Source organism: Cobetia sp. MC34 (genome assembly GCF_018340035.1).
Lineage (GTDB): Bacteria > Pseudomonadota > Gammaproteobacteria > Pseudomonadales > Halomonadaceae > Cobetia > Cobetia amphilecti.
In genome coordinates this window covers 74,882-95,507 of record NZ_JADPPY010000005.1, presented here as the reverse complement: position 1 = coordinate 95,507, position 20,626 = coordinate 74,882, and the positions used below count along the sequence as shown (strand labels likewise).

The 20,626-nt window shown below is 61.9% G+C and carries 14 protein-coding genes and 1 pseudogene; 9 read left to right on the top strand and 6 right to left on the bottom strand.

Translation table 11 applies throughout. The features are described from left to right. Positions 1-73 precede the first annotated feature (73 nt). On the bottom strand, positions 74-1,330 hold the full coding sequence (locus tag IZU87_RS04465; RefSeq protein WP_175088739.1) for a dicarboxylate/amino acid:cation symporter: 1,257 nt from the start codon (positions 1,328-1,330) through the stop codon (positions 74-76). Positions 1,331-1,888: 558 nt separating this feature from the next. On the opposite strand from IZU87_RS04465, the gene IZU87_RS04460 reads away from it, so the two are divergent. The 5 genes and pseudogenes from IZU87_RS04460 to IZU87_RS04445 all read left to right on the top strand — a co-directional run bounded on the left by IZU87_RS04460 (position 1,889) and on the right by IZU87_RS04445 (position 8,113). Continuing rightward, a complete protein-coding gene (locus IZU87_RS04460) occupies positions 1,889-3,205 on the top strand; it encodes a thiamine pyrophosphate-dependent dehydrogenase E1 component subunit alpha (protein ID WP_474373025.1) in 1,317 nt (438 codons plus the stop codon). A gap of 149 nt (positions 3,206-3,354) precedes the next feature. Beyond that, on the top strand, positions 3,355-4,323 hold the full coding sequence (locus tag IZU87_RS04455) for an alpha-ketoacid dehydrogenase subunit beta (protein WP_213113805.1): 969 nt from the start codon (positions 3,355-3,357) through the stop codon (positions 4,321-4,323). Between the two features lie 12 nt (positions 4,324-4,335). Beyond that, positions 4,336-4,503: pseudogene (locus IZU87_RS18125) on the top strand (biotin/lipoyl-containing protein); the annotation flags it as partial. Between the two features lie 306 nt (positions 4,504-4,809). Then, a complete protein-coding gene (locus tag IZU87_RS04450) occupies positions 4,810-6,162 on the top strand; it encodes a 2-oxo acid dehydrogenase subunit E2 (protein WP_474373024.1) in 1,353 nt (450 codons plus the stop codon). A 40-nt stretch (positions 6,163-6,202) separates the two neighbouring features. Further along, complete coding sequence (locus IZU87_RS04445; protein ID WP_213113803.1) at positions 6,203-8,113, top strand: protein kinase domain-containing protein; 1,911 nt, start codon at positions 6,203-6,205, stop codon at positions 8,111-8,113. Between the two features lie 127 nt (positions 8,114-8,240). On the opposite strand, the gene IZU87_RS04440 is transcribed toward IZU87_RS04445, so the two are convergent. Beyond that, on the bottom strand, positions 8,241-9,650 hold the full coding sequence (locus IZU87_RS04440; protein ID WP_249330440.1) for an aspartate ammonia-lyase: 1,410 nt from the start codon (positions 9,648-9,650) through the stop codon (positions 8,241-8,243). 321 nt (positions 9,651-9,971) lie between these two features. Between IZU87_RS04440 and IZU87_RS04435 the strand changes: the two genes are divergently transcribed. Next, complete coding sequence (locus IZU87_RS04435; protein ID WP_054556694.1) at positions 9,972-10,904, top strand: LysR substrate-binding domain-containing protein; 933 nt, start codon at positions 9,972-9,974, stop codon at positions 10,902-10,904. A 156-nt stretch (positions 10,905-11,060) separates the two neighbouring features. Here IZU87_RS04435 and IZU87_RS04430 read toward each other — a convergent pair whose 3' ends face one another. From IZU87_RS04430 to IZU87_RS04420, 3 genes are all read right to left on the bottom strand, one after another. Then, positions 11,061-12,215 carry a bifunctional nicotinamide-nucleotide adenylyltransferase/Nudix hydroxylase gene (locus IZU87_RS04430; protein WP_107334817.1) on the bottom strand — a complete coding sequence of 385 codons (1,155 nt, stop codon included), beginning with the start codon at positions 12,213-12,215 and terminating at the stop codon, positions 11,061-11,063. Between the two features lie 373 nt (positions 12,216-12,588). Next, positions 12,589-13,542, bottom strand: coding sequence for a nucleoside hydrolase (locus IZU87_RS04425; protein WP_131432025.1), 954 nt, complete (start codon positions 13,540-13,542; stop codon positions 12,589-12,591). Between the two features lie 143 nt (positions 13,543-13,685). Further along, positions 13,686-14,606, bottom strand: coding sequence for a ribokinase (locus IZU87_RS04420; protein ID WP_213113801.1), 921 nt, complete (start codon positions 14,604-14,606; stop codon positions 13,686-13,688). 170 nt (positions 14,607-14,776) lie between these two features. On the opposite strand from IZU87_RS04420, the gene IZU87_RS04415 reads away from it, so the two are divergent. Beyond that, the gene (locus IZU87_RS04415) at positions 14,777-16,609 is read left to right on the top strand and encodes a PDC sensor domain-containing protein (RefSeq protein ID WP_213113800.1); all 1,833 of its coding nucleotides are present in this window, start codon (positions 14,777-14,779) and stop codon (positions 16,607-16,609) included. Positions 16,610-16,826: 217 nt separating this feature from the next. Here the strand turns inward: IZU87_RS04415 and IZU87_RS04410 are convergent, their stop codons facing one another. After that, positions 16,827-17,879, bottom strand: a complete 1,053-nt coding sequence (locus tag IZU87_RS04410; RefSeq protein ID WP_213113799.1) for a D-2-hydroxyacid dehydrogenase — start codon at positions 17,877-17,879, stop codon at positions 16,827-16,829. Between the two features lie 319 nt (positions 17,880-18,198). On the opposite strand from IZU87_RS04410, the gene IZU87_RS04405 reads away from it, so the two are divergent. Both IZU87_RS04405 and aspS read left to right on the top strand, forming a co-directional pair. Then, positions 18,199-18,423, top strand: a complete 225-nt coding sequence (locus IZU87_RS04405) for an FmdB family zinc ribbon protein (protein ID WP_043333602.1) — start codon at positions 18,199-18,201, stop codon at positions 18,421-18,423. Between the two features lie 147 nt (positions 18,424-18,570). Next, positions 18,571-20,358: an aspartate--tRNA ligase gene (gene aspS, locus IZU87_RS04400; protein WP_043333603.1), complete on the top strand. Its 1,788-nt coding sequence runs from the start codon at positions 18,571-18,573 to the stop codon at positions 20,356-20,358. Positions 20,359-20,626 lie beyond the last annotated feature (268 nt).

Below are 20,626 nucleotides of genomic sequence, written 5' to 3'. Positions count from 1 at the left end.
CATTGAGCGGGGCGTTCGTGTTTACGATACGTATTGCAAGGCCAGGCGCTGGGGAGAGCGCCTGAGCCTGCCGTCAGGCGTCCTTCTTGTGCTGGGGCGCGTTGTAGATCTCGAGATCCAGCTCGTTCTCGGACTTGCCGACCAGGGTGGTGACCATCAAATCGCCCGCGACATTCACGGTAGTACGTGCCATGTCGAGGATACGGTCGATGCCGGCGATCACCGCGATGGCTTCCAGCGGCAGGCCTACCTGGCTCAATACGATGGAGAGCATGATCAGGCCGGCGCCCGGTACACCGGCGGTGCCGATGGAGGCCAGCGTGCCGGTCAGCACGATCATGCCGTAATCCATCATCGACAGCTCGATGCCGGTCATCTGGGCAATGAACAGTGCCACCACGCCCTGGTAGATGGCGGTGCCATCCATGTTGATGGTCGCACCGACCGGCAGCACGAAGCCGGAGACACCTTCCGAGACGCCGAGGTTCTTCTGGGCGCAGCGGATGGAGATCGGCAGGGTACCGGAGCTTGAGGCCGAGGAGAAAGCCACGACCAGTGCATCGACGATACCGCGCAGATAGCGCACCGGGTTCAGCTTGCCCAGCGTCGCCAGCAGGCCGGAGTAGACCACCAGCACGTGCACGATACTCGCCAGGTAGGCCACGCCGATCACCTTGGCCAGCGGCAGCAGCACATCCAGGCCGTAGTTGCCGGAGACATGCGCCATCAGGCCGAAGACACCGAACGGCGCGAAGGCCATCACGAACTCGGTCAGCTTGTACATCACTTCAGCGAAGCTATCGAAGACGCGCACGACCGGCTCGCCCTTGTCGCCGATCATGATCAGCGAGATGCCGATCCCGATGGCGAAGACGATGATCTGCATGATGTTGCCGTTGGCCAGCGCATCGATCGGGTTGCTCGGCACCAGGTCGACCAGAATCTGCACCAGCGAAGGCGCATCCTTGGTTTCCATCGCCTTGTCGAAGTTGAACTCGAAGCCGGCACCCGGCTGGAAGATGCTGGAGGCCAGCATGCCGATGGCGATCGCGAAGGCGGTCGTCAGCAGGTAGAGGGCGATGGTCTTGCCGCCGATGCGGCCCATCTTCTGCGGGTCACGCATCGAGGTGATACCGACCACCAGGGTGCTGAAGACCAACGGCACGATCAGCATCTTGATCGCATTGATGAAGATATCGCCCAGCGGCTTGAACATGCTGGCGCTTTCTCCCATCAGGGCGCCAGCGAGTATCCCCAGGGCGAGGCCGCCCAGGATCTTCTGCCACAACGGCAAACGGCGCCACAGGTTAGGGCGGGAGGAATCACTCATGGAACTGTCCTTAGGTGTCTAGCGATGATCATCGCTGATGATGCTCAGGGCGCGCCCGAGTCTGTCGTCTCGATGCCTTGTCACGATTGCGCACTGCATTAAGCACTTTTTTGGTGCGGGAAGATTAACAGTCAGCCTTCACTCACCCTCTGCACCTTTAGTCGCAAAAAAGCGTTCTTACACGCGAATTCAGCTTTCCATGCAGAACGCGCATGAGCCCATGCCGCAAAAGGTTCCACCAAAGAAGTAGTTGTCAGGCAGGCATATCGTCTGTCTTTGCGATACCTTGACGTTAACGTTAACTGTTAAGCCGCCAGAGCGACTTTCCACTAGTCTGATGGTAGGCACTGTTGCCATCGTCGAATCGACAGCTTCCGGTTCGACATTCCTGAAGGTACGTCATTGCCTGCCCGGCCTCACGAGGGCTGGGTAATCCCTCAAACGCCTGATCGGTAAGAGAGGACGCTGAGCATGTCCGATACAACAACACGCGGACCCGCCTCCCCGGGGACCGCGCCGTCCGATGGCTTACAGCCAGAGCTGAATGACCTGACCGCCATGCCGACGGCAGGCCAGATCGCGCCGCAGGGGCCGACGGTGCTGCATCATCTGGCCTTCATGACCGGCGATGAACTCTGCATCCCGATCTTCAAGCGCCTGCGTCAGGACGGCACCCTTTATCCCGTCGATGAGTCGCAGGTACAGGAAGAGCCGTCACAGGACGCTTCACCTAACGAACGCGACCCGATCGAGCGCGACACGGCGCTGAAGATCTACCGCACGATGCTGTTCACCCGGGTGTTGGATGAGCGCATGCTGGCTGCCCAGCGCCAGGGGCGCTTGAGCTTCTACATGCAATGCACCGGCGAGGAAGCCACGGTGATCGGCAGTGTGGCGGCGCTTCAGGACGATGACATGATCATGGCGCAATACCGTGAGCAGGGTGCGCTTGCCTGGCGTGGCTTCAGCTGTGACGAATTCATGAACCAGATGTTCGGCAACGAGCGCGACTACGGCAAGGGCCGTCAGATGCCGATCCACTATGGGTCGCGTGACCTGCACTACATGACCATCTCTTCACCGCTGGCGACCCAGATCCCCCAGGCCACCGGCTATGCCTACGGCCAGAAGCTGGCGGGCAAGGGGCAGTGCACCATCACCATCTTCGGTGAAGGGGCCGCCTCCGAGGGCGATTTTCATGCCGCCCTCAACATGGCCTCCGTGCATCGGGTGCCGTGCATCTTCCTGTGTCGCAACAATGGTTATGCCATTTCCACCCCGTCATGCGAGCAATTCGCCGCCGATGGCATCGCACCACGTGCCTTCGGCTATCACATGCAGAGCATCCGGGTGGATGGCAATGACGTGATCGCCGTCTACGAAGCCACCCTGGCGGCGCGCAAGATCGCGGTCGAGACCAATCAGCCTGTATTGATCGAGGCGATGACCTACCGTCTGGCGGCTCACTCCTCTTCGGATGATCCCTCCGGGTATCGCAGCAAGAAGGAGGAGGCCATCTGGCGCGACAAGGACCCCATTCTGCGCATGCGCAACTGGCTGGAGGCACAAGGCTGGTGGAGCGAGGAGGAGGAAAAGGCCACTGGCGATCAACTGCGTCGCGAAGTGCTTGAGTCCATGAAGCGCGCCGAGAAACTGGCGCCACCGGCGCTGGACACGCTGATCAGTGATGTCTACGACACGCCGACGCCGTTGCTCACACAGCAGCTCGAAGACGTGAAACAACATATTCGCAAGTACCCGCACGCCTACCCCAAGGGCGCCGCCAGCATGGGATTCACTGCGCAGGAGCTGGAAGATAGCCGCAAGGTGTATCAGGAACGCCATCAGCGTCTAGATGGAGGCCAGACATCATGAGCGAGCAGATGAGTGAACAGCCGTTGGAGAAAACGCCAGTGACAGACTCAGCTACAAGCGACTCAGCTGGGGCGGGTTCAGCGGCGAAAGAAGCGTCTGCTGCGCCTGGCAGCAAGGATGCAGCGGTCTCGGCCTCGGGCAAGAAACAGATGAACATGCTGCAGGCGATCAACAATGCGTTGGATATTGCCATGGCCGCCAATCCCCGTGTGGTGTTGTTCGGGGAGGATGTCGGGGTGTTCGGTGGTGTCTTCCGAGCTACCAGCCACCTGCAGGACAAATACGGTCGAGAGCGCTGCTTCAATACGCCACTCACCGAGCAGGGCATCATCGGGTTCGCCAACGGGCTGGCGGCACAGGGGGCGACGCCGGTGGCCGAGATCCAGTTCGCCGACTACATCTTCCCCGCCTTTGATCAGATCGTGAACGAGGCGGCCAAGTTCCGCTATCGCTCCGGTGATCTGTTCGATGTCGGCGGCCTGACGATTCGCACGCCCTATGGTGGCGGCATCGCAGGCGGGCTCTATCACTCCCAGTCGCCCGAGGCGTATTTCGCGCATACCCCGGGCCTCAAGATCGTGATCCCACGCAACCCCCACCAGGCCAAGGGCCTTCTGCTGGCAGCGATTCGTGATCCCAATCCGGTGCTGTTCATGGAGCCCAAGCGGCTCTATCGCGCCTCGGTGGGCGAGGTGCCAGAAGCCGATTATGAACTGCCCCTGGGCGTGGCCGATGTCATTCGTGAAGGCCGCGATATCACGCTGCTCGGCTGGGGCGCTCAGATGGAAGTCATCGAGAAGGCCGCTGCGCTTGCCGAGCAGGATGGCATCGACTGCGAGATAATCGACCTGCGCAGCATTCTGCCCTGGGACATCGAGACGGTGTGTGACTCGGTGCTCAAGACGGGACGTCTGGTAGTCAGTCATGAAGCGCCGCTGACGGGAGGCTTTGCCAGCGAGATTGCCGCCACCGTGCAGGAGCGTTGCTTCTTGTATCTCGAGGCGCCGATCCGACGCGTCACTGGCCTTGATACGCCGTTCCCGCTGGTGCTCGAGAAGGAGCATCTGCCGGACGAGCTCAAGATCTACGAGGCCATCAAGCAAAGCTTGAATTACTGATGACAGGGAGTGATGCGCGCCATGAATGATTTCATCCTGCCCGATATCGGCGAAGGCATCGTCGAGTGCGAGCTGGTCAAGTGGTTGATCAAGGAAGGCGACGTGATCGAGGAAGATCAGCCGGTGGCCGAGGTCATGACAGACAAGGCGTTGGTGGAAATCCCCGCGCCCCACGCCGGTACCGTGGTCAAGCTTTACTGTCAGGAAGGTGAGATTGCCCGTGTCCATGCGCCGCTGTTTGCGGTGGATGATGGCAGTGACAGTAATAGTGACAAGACCGGACACGGCGAGCGTGAGGATGACCACGCCGGCGATGTCATGACGGTTGCAGCGCCTGCTCGCTCGACGGCACAGACTCAGTCAGCCGCCAGCCAGGCGACCAGCAGTCAGTCGGATGTCACAACGTCAGCACCCGCGGCGGCAGCTACCAATGGTGCAGCCGCCACACCGACAGCCGCGGCCCTTGAGCGACGCTCGCGTGATTTCATCCTGCCGGATATCGGCGAAGGCATCGTCGAATGTGAGGTGGTCACCTGGCACGTCGCGGAAGGCGACACGGTGGAAGAAGACCAGACGATCGTGGATGTGATGACCGACAAGGCACTGGTCGAGATCACCGCCTCGGAGCCCGGGCGTATCGTGCGCTTCCATTACGCCCAGGGCGAAAATGCCCGAGTGCATACGCCGCTGTATGCCTATGTGCCTGATGAGGAGACAGAGGCTGAAAGCGCTGAGAGCACTGAGAGCGACGTCACCGCGCCTGAACACAAGCAGGTTCAGCCAGAGCGTCTGGCGGAGCACCGCCAGGAGGGCGACGACAAGAGCGACAAAAAGAGTGGGCAAGACGGGCGTCACCAGGAGAGCCGGCCTCGCATACCCGCGACCCCTGCCGTGCGCCGCCTATTGCGCGAACATCAGCTCGATATTCAGGCCATCGCAGGCTCGGGGCGTAATGGCCGGGTGCTGAAGGAAGATGTGTTGGCATATCTCAAGCAATCCGAGGCTCACGAGACTGACGTGACACCTGATGACTCTCACAAGGTCGGCGCGGCCGCCGAGACCGACAAGGCAGCTGCCGAAGCGTGTGCTGTGGTCAGTGACGTGGCAAGTGACGAGGAGAGGTCGTCACGCCTTGAGTCGAAAGCGGTACCGCTCAAGGGTGTCGCGGCGGTGATGGCTCGGCGCATGGTGCAGGCCAGCACGCAGATCCCGCATTTCCATTACGGCGATGAGCTCGATATCACCGACCTGTTGGCGTTGCGGGCCCGCCTCAAGGTACGCGCCGAGCAGCAGGGCATTCGCCTGACCCTGATGCCGTTCATCATGAAGGCCATGGCGCTGGCGGTCATCGAGGAGCCGATTCTCAATGCGCGCCTCAGTGAGGATGAGAGCGAGATTCTCTATCAGGGCGCCTGCAACATCGGCATGGCGGTGGACAGTGCCAGCGGGCTGATGGTGCCGAACGTGAAGGGCGTCGAACGTCTGAGCATTCTCGAGATCGCGCGTGAGGTCGGGCGGCTGACCGAGGCTGCACGCAGCGGGCGCGTTGCCCAGGCGGACCTCAAGGGCGGCACCCTGTCGATCTCCAATATCGGGGCGCTGGGTGGCACCTATGCCGCGCCGATCATCAACCAGCCGGAGGTCGCCATCGTCGCGCTGGGGCGCACTCAGCGTCTGCCGCGCTTCGATGGCGAGGGCAATGTCTGTGCGCGTGACATCATGACCATCACCTGGGCGGGGGATCATCGCATCATCGATGGCGGGACCATCGCGCGCTTCAGCAATCTGTGGAAGCACTATCTCGAGCACCCTGACGAAATGCTGCTGTCGCTGTCATGAGGCGCTGTCTGATCCAGGGTCCGGCTAGAGAGCATCCTGCATGAGTGATGCGCGCGCTCACGAGCGCCTGCAACAGTTCTATATCCCGGAAGAGCAGTCGATCTATCTGCTCTCGCATCATGATGCCAAGAAGCTCAAGGACTGGGTGGCGCTGTGCATCGCCCAGCTCGAGGGGCTTGGCTACCGGGATATCCATCTGGTCGGCAAGGGCGCCTACGGTTTCGTCTTCGCGGGCTGGCGCCTGGGCGAAGACCGGCGCACGCGTGAAGAACACGTCTTCAAGTTCACGCGGGTGACTCTGCCCCAGGCACTGCAGGACCGCCTGGAGGAAGAGGCCTATATGCTCGACCAGGTCGCTCACCCGCTGATCCCGCGTCTGGTCAGCTATCAGCGGGTACGGCGGCAGTCGATTCTGGTCATGCAGCGCGCGCCGGGCATCAATCTCGAGGAGTATTCACTGCGTCACGGGCGCATGTCGCCGCGTCTGGTGGTCAAGATCGCCAGTCAGCTGGCCGACATTCTCAAGTCGCTGCGCGGGTCATCGACAGGGGCAGGCACGCCACCGGTCGTGCATGGCGACATCAAGCCGTCGAATCTGGTCTTCGATGTCGAGCGGGAACAGGTGGCATTGATCGACTGGGGCAGTTCGGTATTCGCTCAGCTCGATGAGCATCAACAGTTCATCACCACCAACGTGATGCAGCTGATGTCGGACAACCTGCAACAGACCAATGCGCGTCTGGGCGATGTCTACTTCATCGGCGAGGAGCAGCTCAATGGTGCGCTGTCCTCGCCGCGCTTCGATGAGCAGGGCGTGGCCGCCACACTCTATGCGCTGGCTTCTGGTCAGTCGTGTCGCTTTGGCGTGCGTGCCATCCCGGCGGTGTCATTGGGGTTGCCCCGAGAATTCGCGCGTCTGCTCGATAGCATGCTGGCGGCTGACCCGCAGCTGCGCATGCAGGCCGGCGACTACTTCCTGCGCGAGATGGGCAGGATCGCGCGGCTGGTGATGCCGGAATTGCCTCTCGAGCCGCCACAGTCTCTGCTGCCGGTCTGGGTGAGGCCGGCAACGCGAGAGATCGACACGGTCGTCTATACCTCGCGCAAATCCTTCCTGCGTGAGGCCTTCGAGGCGGACGAGACCGGCGAACATGCTGGCAACGCGCTGGACGCCGTCAATGATGTCCAGCTGGATCGTTACTACAAGAACTTCATGCAAGGCATGGGCGGCACCGAAAAAGCCTTCCTGGCCGCGGTCAGTCGTCTGGGCAGATACCCGATCGTCGGCGGTCTGGCGATTCGCTGGGAGCCACAGGGCATCTTCGTGGATACTGCGCTGCACCTGCATGACCCTGACTTGAAGGCCGCCTTCGTCGTCGCGATCAACAACATGGTTGCTCTGGCGCGTGCCATCTATCGCCAGGGCGTGTTCAAGGCGTGTCTGTTCAATGCTCGCGATACCCTGCATCTGGAGCGAGAAGACCCGGAGGCTGCCTTCGTCTTCGCGCCGACGGCAGGCGGGGAGGCCAGGCCCCGCTTGAGCTATGAGGTCAGCGCGGTGCCGGAGCTTGAGGATGACTCGCGTGTGCACTCCTACTTCGAGGACGGCCCGGACCCTGAAGAACTGCTGGTGCTGCCCGAGAAGATATTGAAGGCACTGGAGTCACTCAATGCCATCCATCACACCGGCATGCTGATCTTCGAAGCCCTGCCTCACCACCTCAAGATTCACAGTTATTACCGACTGCTGGACCCCTCGCGAGAGCAGGAATTCGCGCGTCTGCTGGCGGAGATTCTCGATGCCGTGCCGCTGATCTCCGGGCTGGGAATCTCCGGCTTCATGAAGATGCCCTACAAGAACACCAAGCATTTCGATCATATCGAGGCGCAACCCGAACGCTTCTATCCGCGGGACCCGCGTGCCTGGCCGCGTGGTCCGCATGCGGTGTGAAGGCAAAGAAAAACCCGCCTGAGTCAGGCTCAGGCGGGTATCTTCACTTAGGTGGCTCACTTGGGTGGCTCACTTAGGTGGCTTCACTGAAGGTCCAACGCACTGCTGGCCCTGCTTCAGCGAGCTGTCAGTCCTTCATCTGACGCGGGCGCGTCATGGCCTGCGGGGACAGCAGTGCCTCCAGGCGTGCTTCATCCAGCAGGCCTTCCTCACGTACCAGTTCCAGCACGCTGCGACCGCTGACCAGGGCTTCCTTGGCGATGCGGGTGGCATTGTCATAGCCGATATACGGGTTGAGCGCGGTGATCAGGCCGATGGAGTTGTTGACCAGCTCGGCGCAGCGATCACGGTTGGCGGTGATGCCGATCACGCAGCGATTCTTGAGCATGGTCATGGCACGGCTCAGCTGGCGGATGGAGTCGAGCAGCTTGTAGGCGATCAGCGGTTCCATCACGTTGAGCTGCAGCTGGCCGGCTTCCGCCGCCATGGTCAGCGCGGTGTCGTTGCCGATGACATCGAAGGCGACCTGATTGACGGCTTCCGGAATCACCGGGTTGACCTTGCCCGGCATGATCGAGCTGCCCGGCTGCTGAGGCGGCAGGTTGATCTCGTTGAAGCCGGTGCGCGGGCCTGAGGACAGCAGGCGCAGGTCGTTGCAGATCTTGGACAGCTTGACCGCCAGGCGCTTGAGCATGCCGTGGAACAGCACGAAGGCACCCATGTCGCTGGTGGCCTCGACCAGGTCCGATGCCGGGCGGAAGTCGATGCCGGAACGACGTGCCAGAGCCTCGATCGCCAGAGCGCTGTAGCGCGGGTCGGCATTGATGCCGGTGCCGATCGCGGTCCCGCCCAGATTGACCTCCTTGAGCAACTCATTGAGGTTGGCGATGCGATCGACGTCTTCACGCAGGGTGTTGGCGAAGGCGCGGAATTCCTGGCCCAGCGTCATCGGCACCGCGTCCTGCAGCTGGGTGCGACCCATCTTGACCACGTCATCGAATTCCAGCGCCTTGGTGGCGAAGGCATTGGCCAGTTCGCTCAGCGCGTCCACCAGTACCGAATGGCTGCGTAGCAGGCCGACACGGATGGCGGTCGGGTAGGCGTCGTTGGTGGACTGCGCCATGTTGACGTGATTGTTGGGGTGCAGCTGCTGGTAATCGCCTTTCTCGTAGCCGAGGAATTCCAGGCCAAGATTGGCGATCACTTCGTTGGCATTCATGTTGGTCGAGGTGCCGGCGCCGCCCTGGATCATGTCGACCACGAACTGATCGTGATGATCGCCATTCATCAGACGCGCGCAGGCGTGCTGAATGGCGTCATGCTCGCGTGTCTCGAGATAGCCCAGCGCATGGTTGGCTTCGGCGGCGGCGGCCTTGACCAGCGCGAGCCCTTCGACGAGACGCGGGAAGTGCGACAACGGCACGCCGGAGAGGTGGAAGTTGTTCAGCGCGCGCTGGGTCTGGACACCGTAGTAGGCGTCAGCGGGCACCGGCTCGCGCCCGAGGAGATCCTTTTCAAGCCGGAAGCCGTTGGCCAGTGCCTCACGCTCGGCATGGCTCAGGTCGGCCGGCGTGGAAGTTGCCGGGGTGGCATTGGCGGCGATGGGGGTTTCCGAGAGATGGTTCACTTGGGCGGAACTCCTGGCTGAAGTACACTGTGGCGCTTGAATGGCGGCTAGGTGGACAAGGGTAACCAGCGCAGCCCCTCGGCGGCCAATGCCATTCAACGCTGCCGTATACGTCAAACGCATAAGACGAAGGTGGTGGTGCGCCGCGACGCACCATTCTCCATGACAAGACCCTGCATGACCGGCCAGGCAAGCCTCGCTTGGGCATGTTCGACATTTTTGGGAGTTCGGGTGAACCTGGAAACTAAGTGGTTGGAAGATTTCGTTGCGCTGTCCAATACCCGCAGCTTCTCCACCTCGGCTCGCCTGCGACACGTTACCCAGCCTGCGTTCAGTCGCCGCATCCGTGCGCTTGAACAGGCCGTGGGCACTACGCTGGTCGACCGCTCGACGACCCCGGTCAGTCTGACGCCGGAGGGCCAGCTGTTCCTGGTCACCGCGCGCAACCTGACAGAGCAGCTGTCAGAGTGTCTCGCCCACCTGCGCGGGCTGGGCATGGCCAACGAAACCCTGGATATCGCGGCCGCGCATTCGCTGGCGCTGGCCTTCTTCCCCAAGTGGATCTCGCGTCTCCAGCAGGGCCTGGGGGAATTGCCGACACGCCTGTCCGCGATGAATGTCGGCGACGCCATTCACTCGCTGCGCGAAGGCAACTGTGACTTGATGCTCGCCTATTACGACCCTTACGCCAGCATGCAGCTGGACGCCGAGGCCTTTCCGTCCTTCTCGGTCGCCAAGGTCAACATGCTGCCGGTGTGCGTGCCGCTAGAGAATGGCGAGCCCCGCTTCCCGCTGACCGGGCAGAGCGAGACCAGCCAGGATGCGATTCCCTTGCTGTCCTATACCCAAGGGGCATTTCTGGGTCGCAGCGTGAAGATGCTTTTGAAGAATGATCCACTGCGCCTGCGCCTGCGCACCGTCTATGAGATGGCGATGGCCGAGGGACTCAAGGGCATGGCTCTGCAGGGCGTCGGCATGGCGTGGATTCCGGATTTCTGCATTCGCGATGAGCTGGAAAGCGGCAAGCTGGTGCGCGCAGGCAACGAGGCGTGGGATATCCCGCTGGAGATTCGTCTCTATCGTTGCTCACTGGTCCACAAGCCCGGCATCGACAAGCTGTGGAAGCAGCTGATGAATCTGCCGCGAGATTTCCTCGAAGCCTGAGCCTGAGTGTTGCAGGCGAAGACAAAAGGCAAAGACAAAAGGCAAAGACAAAAAAAGCCAGGTGTCTTGTGACGAAAACGGCAGCCCCGCGGGGCTGCCGTTTTCGTTGTGCTGATGCAGGGAAGTGTGCGCGCCTGCATAGGCCGTTCCGGGTAGTCAGAAACTGCTTTGGCCTGCATGCAGGCCGAGGAAATTCTGAATGATGAAGAAGTGGTCCTCGAAGAGGGTGTCGGGCTCCAGATCCGCCAGTGCGACCCAGCGTGCCTGCTCCTCGTTCTCGCCGCCGCCGCTTCTGAGCTTGGGAAGCTGCTGCTCCGGGCGCAGAGCGAAGTAGAAGGCCTCTGCCAGGGTGCGTCCGCGCCAGCTGCGATGCGGCGCGTCAAACAGACGCTGTCCGCGCAGAGAGCCACGCAGGACTGGTTCCGGCACCTTGAGGCGCACACGCTCCTTGAGCTCACGCAGGCAGGCATCCAGCAGGCGCTCCTGGGGTTGCACGAAGCCGCCGGGCAGGGCGTAAAGCCCCTTGCCGGGTGCCGCGCGCCGCGTGGTGAGCAGCACATGACCGGACTGCACCACCACGGCGTTGACCGTGATGAACAGTGGCGGGTAGGGCGCATCGCTCCAGGCGGCGCGATATTGCTCCAGCAGGCGACGCTCCTCGACCAGCCCTTGCCACGCGGTCTCATCCAGGAAGCCATGCAAGTGCTGAGCCACCGGCGGTGGCAGCAGCTCCAATCCCTCGTTGTCCAGCCAATCCTCCGCACGGGCGCGCTCGGTGAAGATGACCTCACGAATACGGCTGGCCTCCATCCCCTCGCGCAGTGGCACCGCCACCGACTCCCACTGCGGGAAGAGGCTCAGGTAGTAGCTTGACTGACTGTTGCTGTCACGACGATTGGCACCGATCAGCGCGATTCTCGGCATCCGGTTGGCCTGCGGGCGCGCGATATCGCGTACCTTGCGCTGCACATCACGTACCCAGACATCGTCGTTGTAGAGGGCATCCAGCAACGGCACGATTTCCAGGCGCGCATTGTCGGCATCGTCAAAGCAACTGCGGATCATGCGCGTGCGTTCAGAGAAGGTGAACGGGTTGCGCAGTGAACGTGCCTGCCAGGCAGAACCGACCAGCACGATGACCTGCCGCGCGAGGCGCAGGGCTTCTTCCATCACGGCAACATGGCCATGGTGCATGGGTTGGAAGCGACCGATGAAGACCAGGCAATCGTACTGGGTGTCGGCGATCGCGGGAGAATCCTGAGTGCGAAGCGTTGCAGCGGGTGCAGAGGGCAACGTTGTCGTCGAAGGCATGATGAGCTCCGTGGCAGGCAGGATGGGGCGGCGTATGAGGCGCTTGCCCAGTGAGATTCCGCTAGCGTATCAGATTATGTGCATGCGCCGAACGGCTCGCCATTCACTCTCGTCTGGTAAGGGGTAGTCAAAAGTTTATCCCGTTATCTTGCTGAAGAAATCTATATTACCCAGCAATTTCTCGGCCTTCGGGGGCATGGGGAGGCCGTTGCGGTAAAGGAGAGACGCCAAAGAGGAGAAGAGGGAAGGAGGAAGGAAAGGGGAAAGTGAACAAGCGCGAATGCACAAACCGAGACAACGCCCGCCAGCAATGACGCTGACGGGCGTTGTCTCGGTTTGTAGCAAGGCCCAGGCGGGCCTGCCGAGCGTCGGATCAGGACGCCTTGGCGGTCAATACGTCGGTGATCCACTCGACGACCTTGTCGCCCTGGGCATTGACGCAGACGTCGACCAGCGGCGTCTGGGACCACTGGTTGCCGAGGAATTCGCGACCCTCAGGGGCGAACAGCGTCTGACCTTCGGCCAGGCCTTCGACTTCGACATTCAGGTGGCCGCGCTCGGTGGTGAACAGCTCCGGCTTCATCAGCCAGGCGAGGGCGCAGCTGTCGTGCGGGCAGCAACCATCGATGCCGCGCGCTTCCTGATAGAAGGCCTTGTAGAACTGATAACTGCCGGACAGCACTTCGCCGAGTGCGCCTTGCGCGACACGGATGCGCTCGACATGGGCCGGAGACAGCACGCAGCGGTGCGTCGCATCGAGACCGACCATGGTCAGCGGCCAGCCGGCGGTCAGCACCTTGGCGGCGGCATGCGGGTCATTGAAGATGTTGGCTTCGGCGACCGGTGAGACGTTGCCGCCTTCACGGATGGAGCCGCCCATGATGACGACCTGCTTGACCTTGCTGATGATGCTCGGGTCCAGCTGCAGTGCGGTGGCCAGATTGCCCAGCGGGCCGACGGCGACGAGGGTGATCTCGCCCGGACGCGCATTGACCTGCTCGACGATGAACTGCGGTGCGCTGATGGACAGTGCCTTGCCCTTGGGTTCCGGGATCTCCATGTTGCCCAGGCCATTGGCGCCGTGGATGTGCGCCGGCGCCGGGAACTTGTCCTTGACCAGTGGCTGGGCAGCGCCCTGGGCGACCGGAATCTCCTGACCCGCCAGTTCGCCCAGCAGCAGGGCGTTGGAGGTGGCTGTCTCGATGGTGACGTTGCCGAAGGTGGTGGTCATGCCGAGGAATTCGATGTCCGGATGCGCCAGACAGATGGCAATCGCCTGGGCATCATCCACGCCCGGATCGGTATCAAAGATAATCGGTGTTTTCATGCTGACCTCGTGAAAGAAGTGACCTGCAATAGAGGGCGTTACGCCGACAAGGTGCCCATGAGATGACACGGGCACGGCACGGGCCACATAGTAGTGCCCCGTGCAGGTAGTTCAGTTGCTGAAAGGCTCAGTTGCCCAGAAAGTCAGTTGCTCAGGACGTCGAGCGTCGGCCATTCGGCCAGGGCAGCGGCGACATCACTGGCCAGCGGAATGCTCGGCGCTGCGCCTTCGCGGCTCACGCACAGGGCAGAGGCGGTGCTGGCACGACGCAGGCTTTCCTCGATGCTCTGGCCTTCGATCTGGCTTGCCAGGTAATAGCCGATGAAGGTATCGCCCGCCGCGGTGGTGTCCACGGCATTGACGCGGTGCGCCGGCAGCTGGATGCGCTGTTCCCCCAGCTGGTAGCAGACGCCTTCGCTGCCCAGGGTCATGACCACTTCGGTGTCAGGCAGGCGAGTGTGCAGCGCGGCGAGCAGGGTGGCGACAGGCGCGCTTTCTTCCAGCTCGACCAGCTGTGCCGCTTCACCGCGATTGAGGAACAGCACCTGGCAATGCTCCAGCGGCAGGCGCAGGACGTCAGCCCCCATCGGGGCGGGGTTGAAGGCGATCTTCATGCCCTTGGCATGTGCCAGCTCGATGACCTTGCCCAGTGCGTTGCACTCATTTTGCAGCAGCAGCCAATCTCCCTGCGTCACGTCGGAGAACAGCGTCGCCAGATGCTCATCGGTGAAACCGTGGTTGGCACCCGGATGCAGAATGATGCTGTTCTCGGCGTGGTCGTCCACCTGGATGATGGCGTGGCCACTGGCGCTGGCGCTGAGCTCGACCTGCGAGGTGATCACTCCGGCGCTTTCCAGCGGCTCAAGTGCCCAGCGATCACTGTTGCCAAGGCGGCCCCAGTGCGTGACGTCGCCTCCGGCGCGCGCAAGCGCGAGCGACTGGTTGGCACCCTTGCCACCCAGTACCTGACGGTAGGAGAGACTCGCCAGGGTTTCACCCGGTCGTACCAGGTGAGGTACCCGATAGACGTGATCGATATTGATAGAACCGTAGTTGTAAAGCATGCAGCCTCCTTGGGGTCGAGCATCCTAGCAAAGCCTTGGCCGCCTGTCCCCAGTCGTATCACCAAGGTCTGACCTTTAGGTCATGTTTAAGCGTTGAAGCTATTAGCCTCTTGGAACGCAAGAGAAAGTGCATACTTCCTGTCATCTCGCTGGATTCAGGATAGTCGCCCATGTCGGAGTCGAAGCAACCCGCCGTCACGATCAAGAAGTGGGTCTGGCGAGCGCTCTTCACCAGTACCATGATTCCGTTGCTGTTGGTCGAGACCGCCCTGGTGGCGGTGTATTTCGTATCCAATGACGAGATTCGTGATGCCAACCTCAATTACCTGCAATCCCAGTCGAGCAGCGAGCTCAATCTGGCGATGCTGCGGGAGGCCAAGTCACTCAGCCAGCAACTGGAGCATGTCCAGAACCTGTCGCGCGGGCTCGGTGCCCAGGCAGGCGAACTGGCCATGGGCGACGCCGGTACCGGGGTAGCGGCGCGCGAGGTTGCCCGTCACGCAAGCCTGCCCAGCGGTGTCTGGGCCAGTCAGCAGACGGCGGACAATCAGGGCAGCGGCTTCTACCCCGCCTTGCCAGGCCTCGAGCAGGACATCCCCACGGCGCTGCGCATGGCGGCAGTCGACCCGATCATGCGCAGTGTCGTGTCCTCGCACTCGGCCGTGGTGCAGTCCTTCGTCACGATGGCCGATTGCTATGTCCGTCTTTTCCCCTATGTCGATCTGGCCGCTCTGGTGCCAGCCGACCATGACTGTCGTGATTTCTCCTTCTTCTATCTGGCCGCGCCAGAAGCGAACCCCTCTCGCGACACCATCTGGACCGATATCTATGAAGACCCGGCCGGTAATGGCTGGATGACGTCTGCCGTCAGTCCCTTCTATTCCGAGCAAGGCGAGTTTCTCGGTGTCGCTGGCGTCGACATGACCCTGGATGTGATCGTCAATCAGGTGCTGGCGATGGAGCTGCCCTGGCAAGGCTTCGCGATGCTGTTCGATGCCGAGGGGCGCTCACTCGCCGTACCACGTGCCGGTGAGCAGTTGTTGTCGCTGCTGCCGCTGGAAATTCCCGATGCCAATGACCTGCAGGAAGAGGATGTCATTCGGCCCGCCCAGCTGGACCTGAACGGTCATGATGTCTTCAATAAACTGGCGCCCCGTATCCTGGAGCAGCGGCGCGGTCTGGAGAGCGTCATTGTAGCGGGAGCGCCCTACAAGGTGGCGTGGGAGCGCTTGCCGGGCAATGGCTGGATCATGTTGAGCATGGTCGAGGAGAGTGCCGTCTTCTTCCGTACCGCAGAGATCGGGCGTAATTTCCAGCTGGTGGGTATGGCATTGATTGGTGGCTTGATCCTGTTCTATTTCACTTTCTTCATTCTCATGAGCTGGCGCACGCATCATATCAGCCGTCGCCTTTCGGTGCCGCTGGCCGAGCTGCGCGAACGACTGCATCGCATCGGCATGGGCGCTGAAGTCGAATCGGCGGGCGGCAGTGGTATCGTCGAGCTGGATGATGCCAACGCCACCGCCGAAGAGATGTACCAGCGGCTGCGCCAGACCCAGAAGGAATTGCATTCCAGCGAGCGTCGCTTGCTGGATTCCCTCGAAGCCAGTGGCGATAGCCTGTGGGAAATGGACATTCCTGAGCGCATCGTCCAGATCCATCCCAATCTCTGGAAGATGCTCGGCGCTTCGGGCCACGAGCCGTTGGCGATGCGCGAAATGGACTTCGATCGCTTGATTCACCCGGAGGATCTTGAACAGGTACATGCGCTCAGACACAAGATCATCACCACCTATGGCGAAAGCTGTGAGTGCCAGTACCGGATGCGTGCGCCGCAGGAAGAGGACCTACAGCAGATCGAGGCGATGGGAATGAACGAGGCAGGCATGGCGGACGCCACAGGCAAGGCTGGCGACAAGCTTCTGCAACAGCGGGGCCTGAGCGCTGACGATGACGGTGAGCATGAGGACGGCGAGCGAGCGGCACCCGATGGGTATTGTTGAGCTCACGCGGTCGTGTAGTGTCGTGGGACGCTGAAGGAAACGCCCTCAAGGCGGCAGGCATGCATATCCGCATCCGCTGATGCCGGCCATTGACAAAAAAGCCCCCGACTCGGCGCATATGCCGGTTCGGGGGCTTTTTCGTGACGTGCCGCTCACACCTGCCACTCGGCGTCAGTGGCTATCATCGCGAGGTTGAGGCCGCGAGGCTGTGGCCGTGTCAGGCGTGTTCGCTCAGGAATGTCTCGATATTGGCCAGACTGAGATCGAGCATGTTCTGGCGCGCCTCCTGGCTGATCCAGGCATTGTGCGGCGTGACGATCAGGTTCAAGGGGGCACTCGCCGAATGGTGCTGGCTTTCCAGGGCCGAGAGCAGCGAGTGGCCTTCACGTGGCGGCTCCTCCGGCAGGCTATCCACCGCCAGGCCGCCGAGTTGTCCGGTGGCCAGTGCCTCCAGCGCTGCGTCCTCGTCGATGATGCCCCCGCGGGCGCAATTGACCAGCAGTGCACCGGGCTTCATGGCGGCGAGCGCCTGCTCATCGATCAGATGCTGCGTCTCTGGGGTCAGCGGGCAGTGCAGGCTGATGGCGTCAGCCTGAGGCAGCAGGCTTTCCAGCGCGGGGCGCTCGGCAGTGGGGGCGGTGCCCGGACGAGCGGCAAAGGTCACGCGCATGCCGAACGCCTCGGCCAGCCTGCCCACCGCAGTGCCCAGCTCTCCCTTGCCGATGATGACCAGATGCTTGCCGGACAGCTGCACCACGGGGCGGCCCATCAGGCAGAAGGTCGCGCTGCGTTGCCACTCGCCCGCGGCGATGTCGGTCTGGTATTCCGGCAGGCGGCCTGCCAGTGCCAGCAGCAGCATCCAGGTGTGCTGCGCCACCGAGTGAGTGCCGTAGGCATTGACGTTCATGACTCGAATGCCGCGTGCTTCGGCGGCCGCCATGTCGATATTGTTGGTGCCGGTCGCCATCACCGCGATCAGCTTGAGGGTCGGCAGCTCATCCATGTGGTGCGCCTCGATGCGTACCTTGTTGACCAGCACGATGGAGGCACCGCTCAGCCGTGGCACCACTTCCTCGGGCGCGGTCGCGTCATGACAGACCAATCCTTCCAGACGGGCCTCGAGACGCGAGAAGTCCAGCCCGTCACCGACGGAGCCGGCATCGAGCATGACGGCCTGCGGAGCGCCGGTGGACGAGGCAGGCTCGCACTGAGAGGAAGCGGGCGTGGAAGAATGAGAGGGAGACTGCGCAGTACGATCGTGATCGGACATAGGTGCCTCATGATGGCGTAGGAAGATAGACAGGAAGACAGAAAGGCTGGCCCGGAAATGACGAGTACGTAGCGTCTGGGCCGGTTTGTGCTTGGGTGTTGCCCCGCACGGGGCCGAGCACGCTATAATGTGCCCCTTTCGCTTTGACTTGAAAGCCGCTCAACTGGCCTTATTGTAGGCGTCTCTTGCTGGTGCTTGCGAAAGCTCTCATGTTGGGGCCGCAGGTGCGCTGAACGCAAGACGCGCCGCAAGGCATAACATTGTCATGGTTCACGGTGCTCAGACAGCCCCGTGACCAGTATTGTCAGGAAAGAAAACCATGCCGATCTATGAATACCACTGCAAGGCCTGTGGCCATCGGATGGACAAGTTGCAGAAGATCAGCGCTGCGCCGCTGACGGAGTGCCCGGAATGCAAGACGGACCAGCTCGAGAAGCTGGTCTCCGCCGCCGGGTTCCGTCTGGCAGGCAGTGGCTGGTACGAGACGGATTTCAAGTCCGGCAGCAAGAAGAATCTGGCCGGTGGTAGCGACAGCACCGCCTGACACAGCTGGGATAGTGCGTCAGGCATCAGCGTGATGAGGGTCAAGGGCGCCCAGCGGGTACCCTTGACCCTCATCGCCAACGGCAGGCCCTCTGAGACAGATGCGCATCAGCGCGTCGATCATGAATTTGAGCAACAAGGAATCAACATGCGCAGCCACTATTGCGGCAAACTGAACGAGACCCTGATCGATCAGGATGTCACTCTGTGCGGGTGGGTGCACCGCCGTCGCGACCACGGTGGCGTCATCTTCCTCGACATGCGCGACCGTGATGGCATCGCCCAGATCGTCGTCGATCCGGACACCGTCGATGCCTTCGCCACTGCCGACAAGGCGCGCAGCGAGTTCGTGCTGCGTATCAAGGGCCGTATCCGTCTGCGCCCGGAAGGCACCCAGAATCCGAACATGCCGACAGGCATGATCGAAGTGCTGGCCAAGGACGTCGAAGTGCTCAACACCGCACAGACGCCGCCGTTCCAGCTCGACGACCACAACAAGGTCGGTGAGGAAGTTCGCCTCAAGTATCGTTATGTCGACCTGCGTCGTCCCGACATGATCGAGAAGCTGCGTCTGCGCTCGCGTATCACTCACAGCGTGCGCGCCCAGCTCGAAGCCCTGGGCTTCCTCGACATCGAAACTCCGATCCTGACACGTGCCACGCCGGAAGGCGCACGTGACTATCTGGTGCCGAGCCGCACCTACGCCGGCAGCTTCTTCGCACTGCCGCAGTCTCCGCAGCTGTTCAAGCAGCTGCTGATGGTCGCCGGTGTCGATCGTTACTACCAGATCGCCAAATGCTTCCGTGATGAAGACCTGCGTGCTGACCGTCAGCCGGAGTTCACCCAGATCGACCTCGAAGCCAGCTTCGTCGACGAGCAGGACATCATGGGCATGACCGAGACCATGATCCGTGGCCTCTACAAGGAAGTGCTCGATGTCGAGCTGGGCGACTTCCCGACCATGCCGTACTCCGAGGCCATCAGCCGTTTCGGTTCCGACAAGCCGGACCTGCGTATCCCGCTGGAACTGGTCGATGTCGATGACCTGATGAGCGGCGTGGACTTCAAGGTCTTCTCCGGTCCGGCCAAGGACGACAAGGGCCGTGTCGCCGCACTGCGTGTGCCGGGCGGTGCCAGCCTGTCACGCAAGGAAATCGACGCCTACACCAAGTTCGTCGGCATCTACGGTGCCAAGGGCCTGGCGTGGATCAAGGTCAACGAACGTGCCAAGGGCATCGAGGGGCTGCAGTCGCCGATCGTCAAGTTCATGGAAGACGTCGTGGATGAAGTGCTGGACCGCTGTGGCGCCGTCGATGGCGACATCGTGTTCTTCGGTGCTGACAAGGCCAACATCGTGGCCGAGGCCATCGGTGCGCTGCGCGTCAAGCTGGGTGAAGACCTCAACCTCTACACCCGCGAGTGGGCACCGCTGTGGGTCGTCGACTTCCCGATGTTCGAAGCCGATGCCAACGGCCGCCTGAGCGCGCTGCACCACCCGTTCACCGCGCCGTCCTGCACGCCGGAAGAGCTCAAGGCCAACCCGGAAGCGGCACTGTCTCGCGCCTACGACATGGTCATCAACGGCACCGAGCTGGGTGGCGGCTCCATCCGTATCCACGATCAGGCCATGCAGCGTACCGTGTTCGAGGTGCTGGGCATCGGTGAAGAAGAAGCGGAAGAGAAGTTCGGCTTCCTGCTCGACGCCCTGAAGTTCGGCGCGCCGCCCCATGGTGGTCTGGCCTTCGGTCTCGACCGTCTGGTGATGCTGATGACCGGCGCCAAGACCATTCGTGAAGTGATTGCCTTCCCGAAAACCCAGAGCGCCGGCTGCATGATGACCGACGCCCCGGGCGTGGTCAGCGGTGAGCAGCTCAAGGAGCTGAACATCCGTCTGCGTCAGAAGGTCAAGGTCGAAGACGAAAGCGGTCAGGCCTGATTCAGCGGCGCATGACCGAGAGAGTGACTGGTGGGGCCGTCTGGACTGATTCGATCAGACAAGGGCGGTCCCGCGGTGGCAGGTTTGCCCCTTTGGCCTGGTAGGCAAAGGGGCGAGCAAGCCCGACAAGGCGGTGCGAGACTGTTTGCTGGCGTTCACGTCAGGCAATGACAGTGTCGCACCGCCTTTTTTGTGGCATGGTGGCTGGTTATATACACAGTAAGAGCGATGGCGCGATGACGACAGCGAAGAGGCAAGGTGTGAGAAG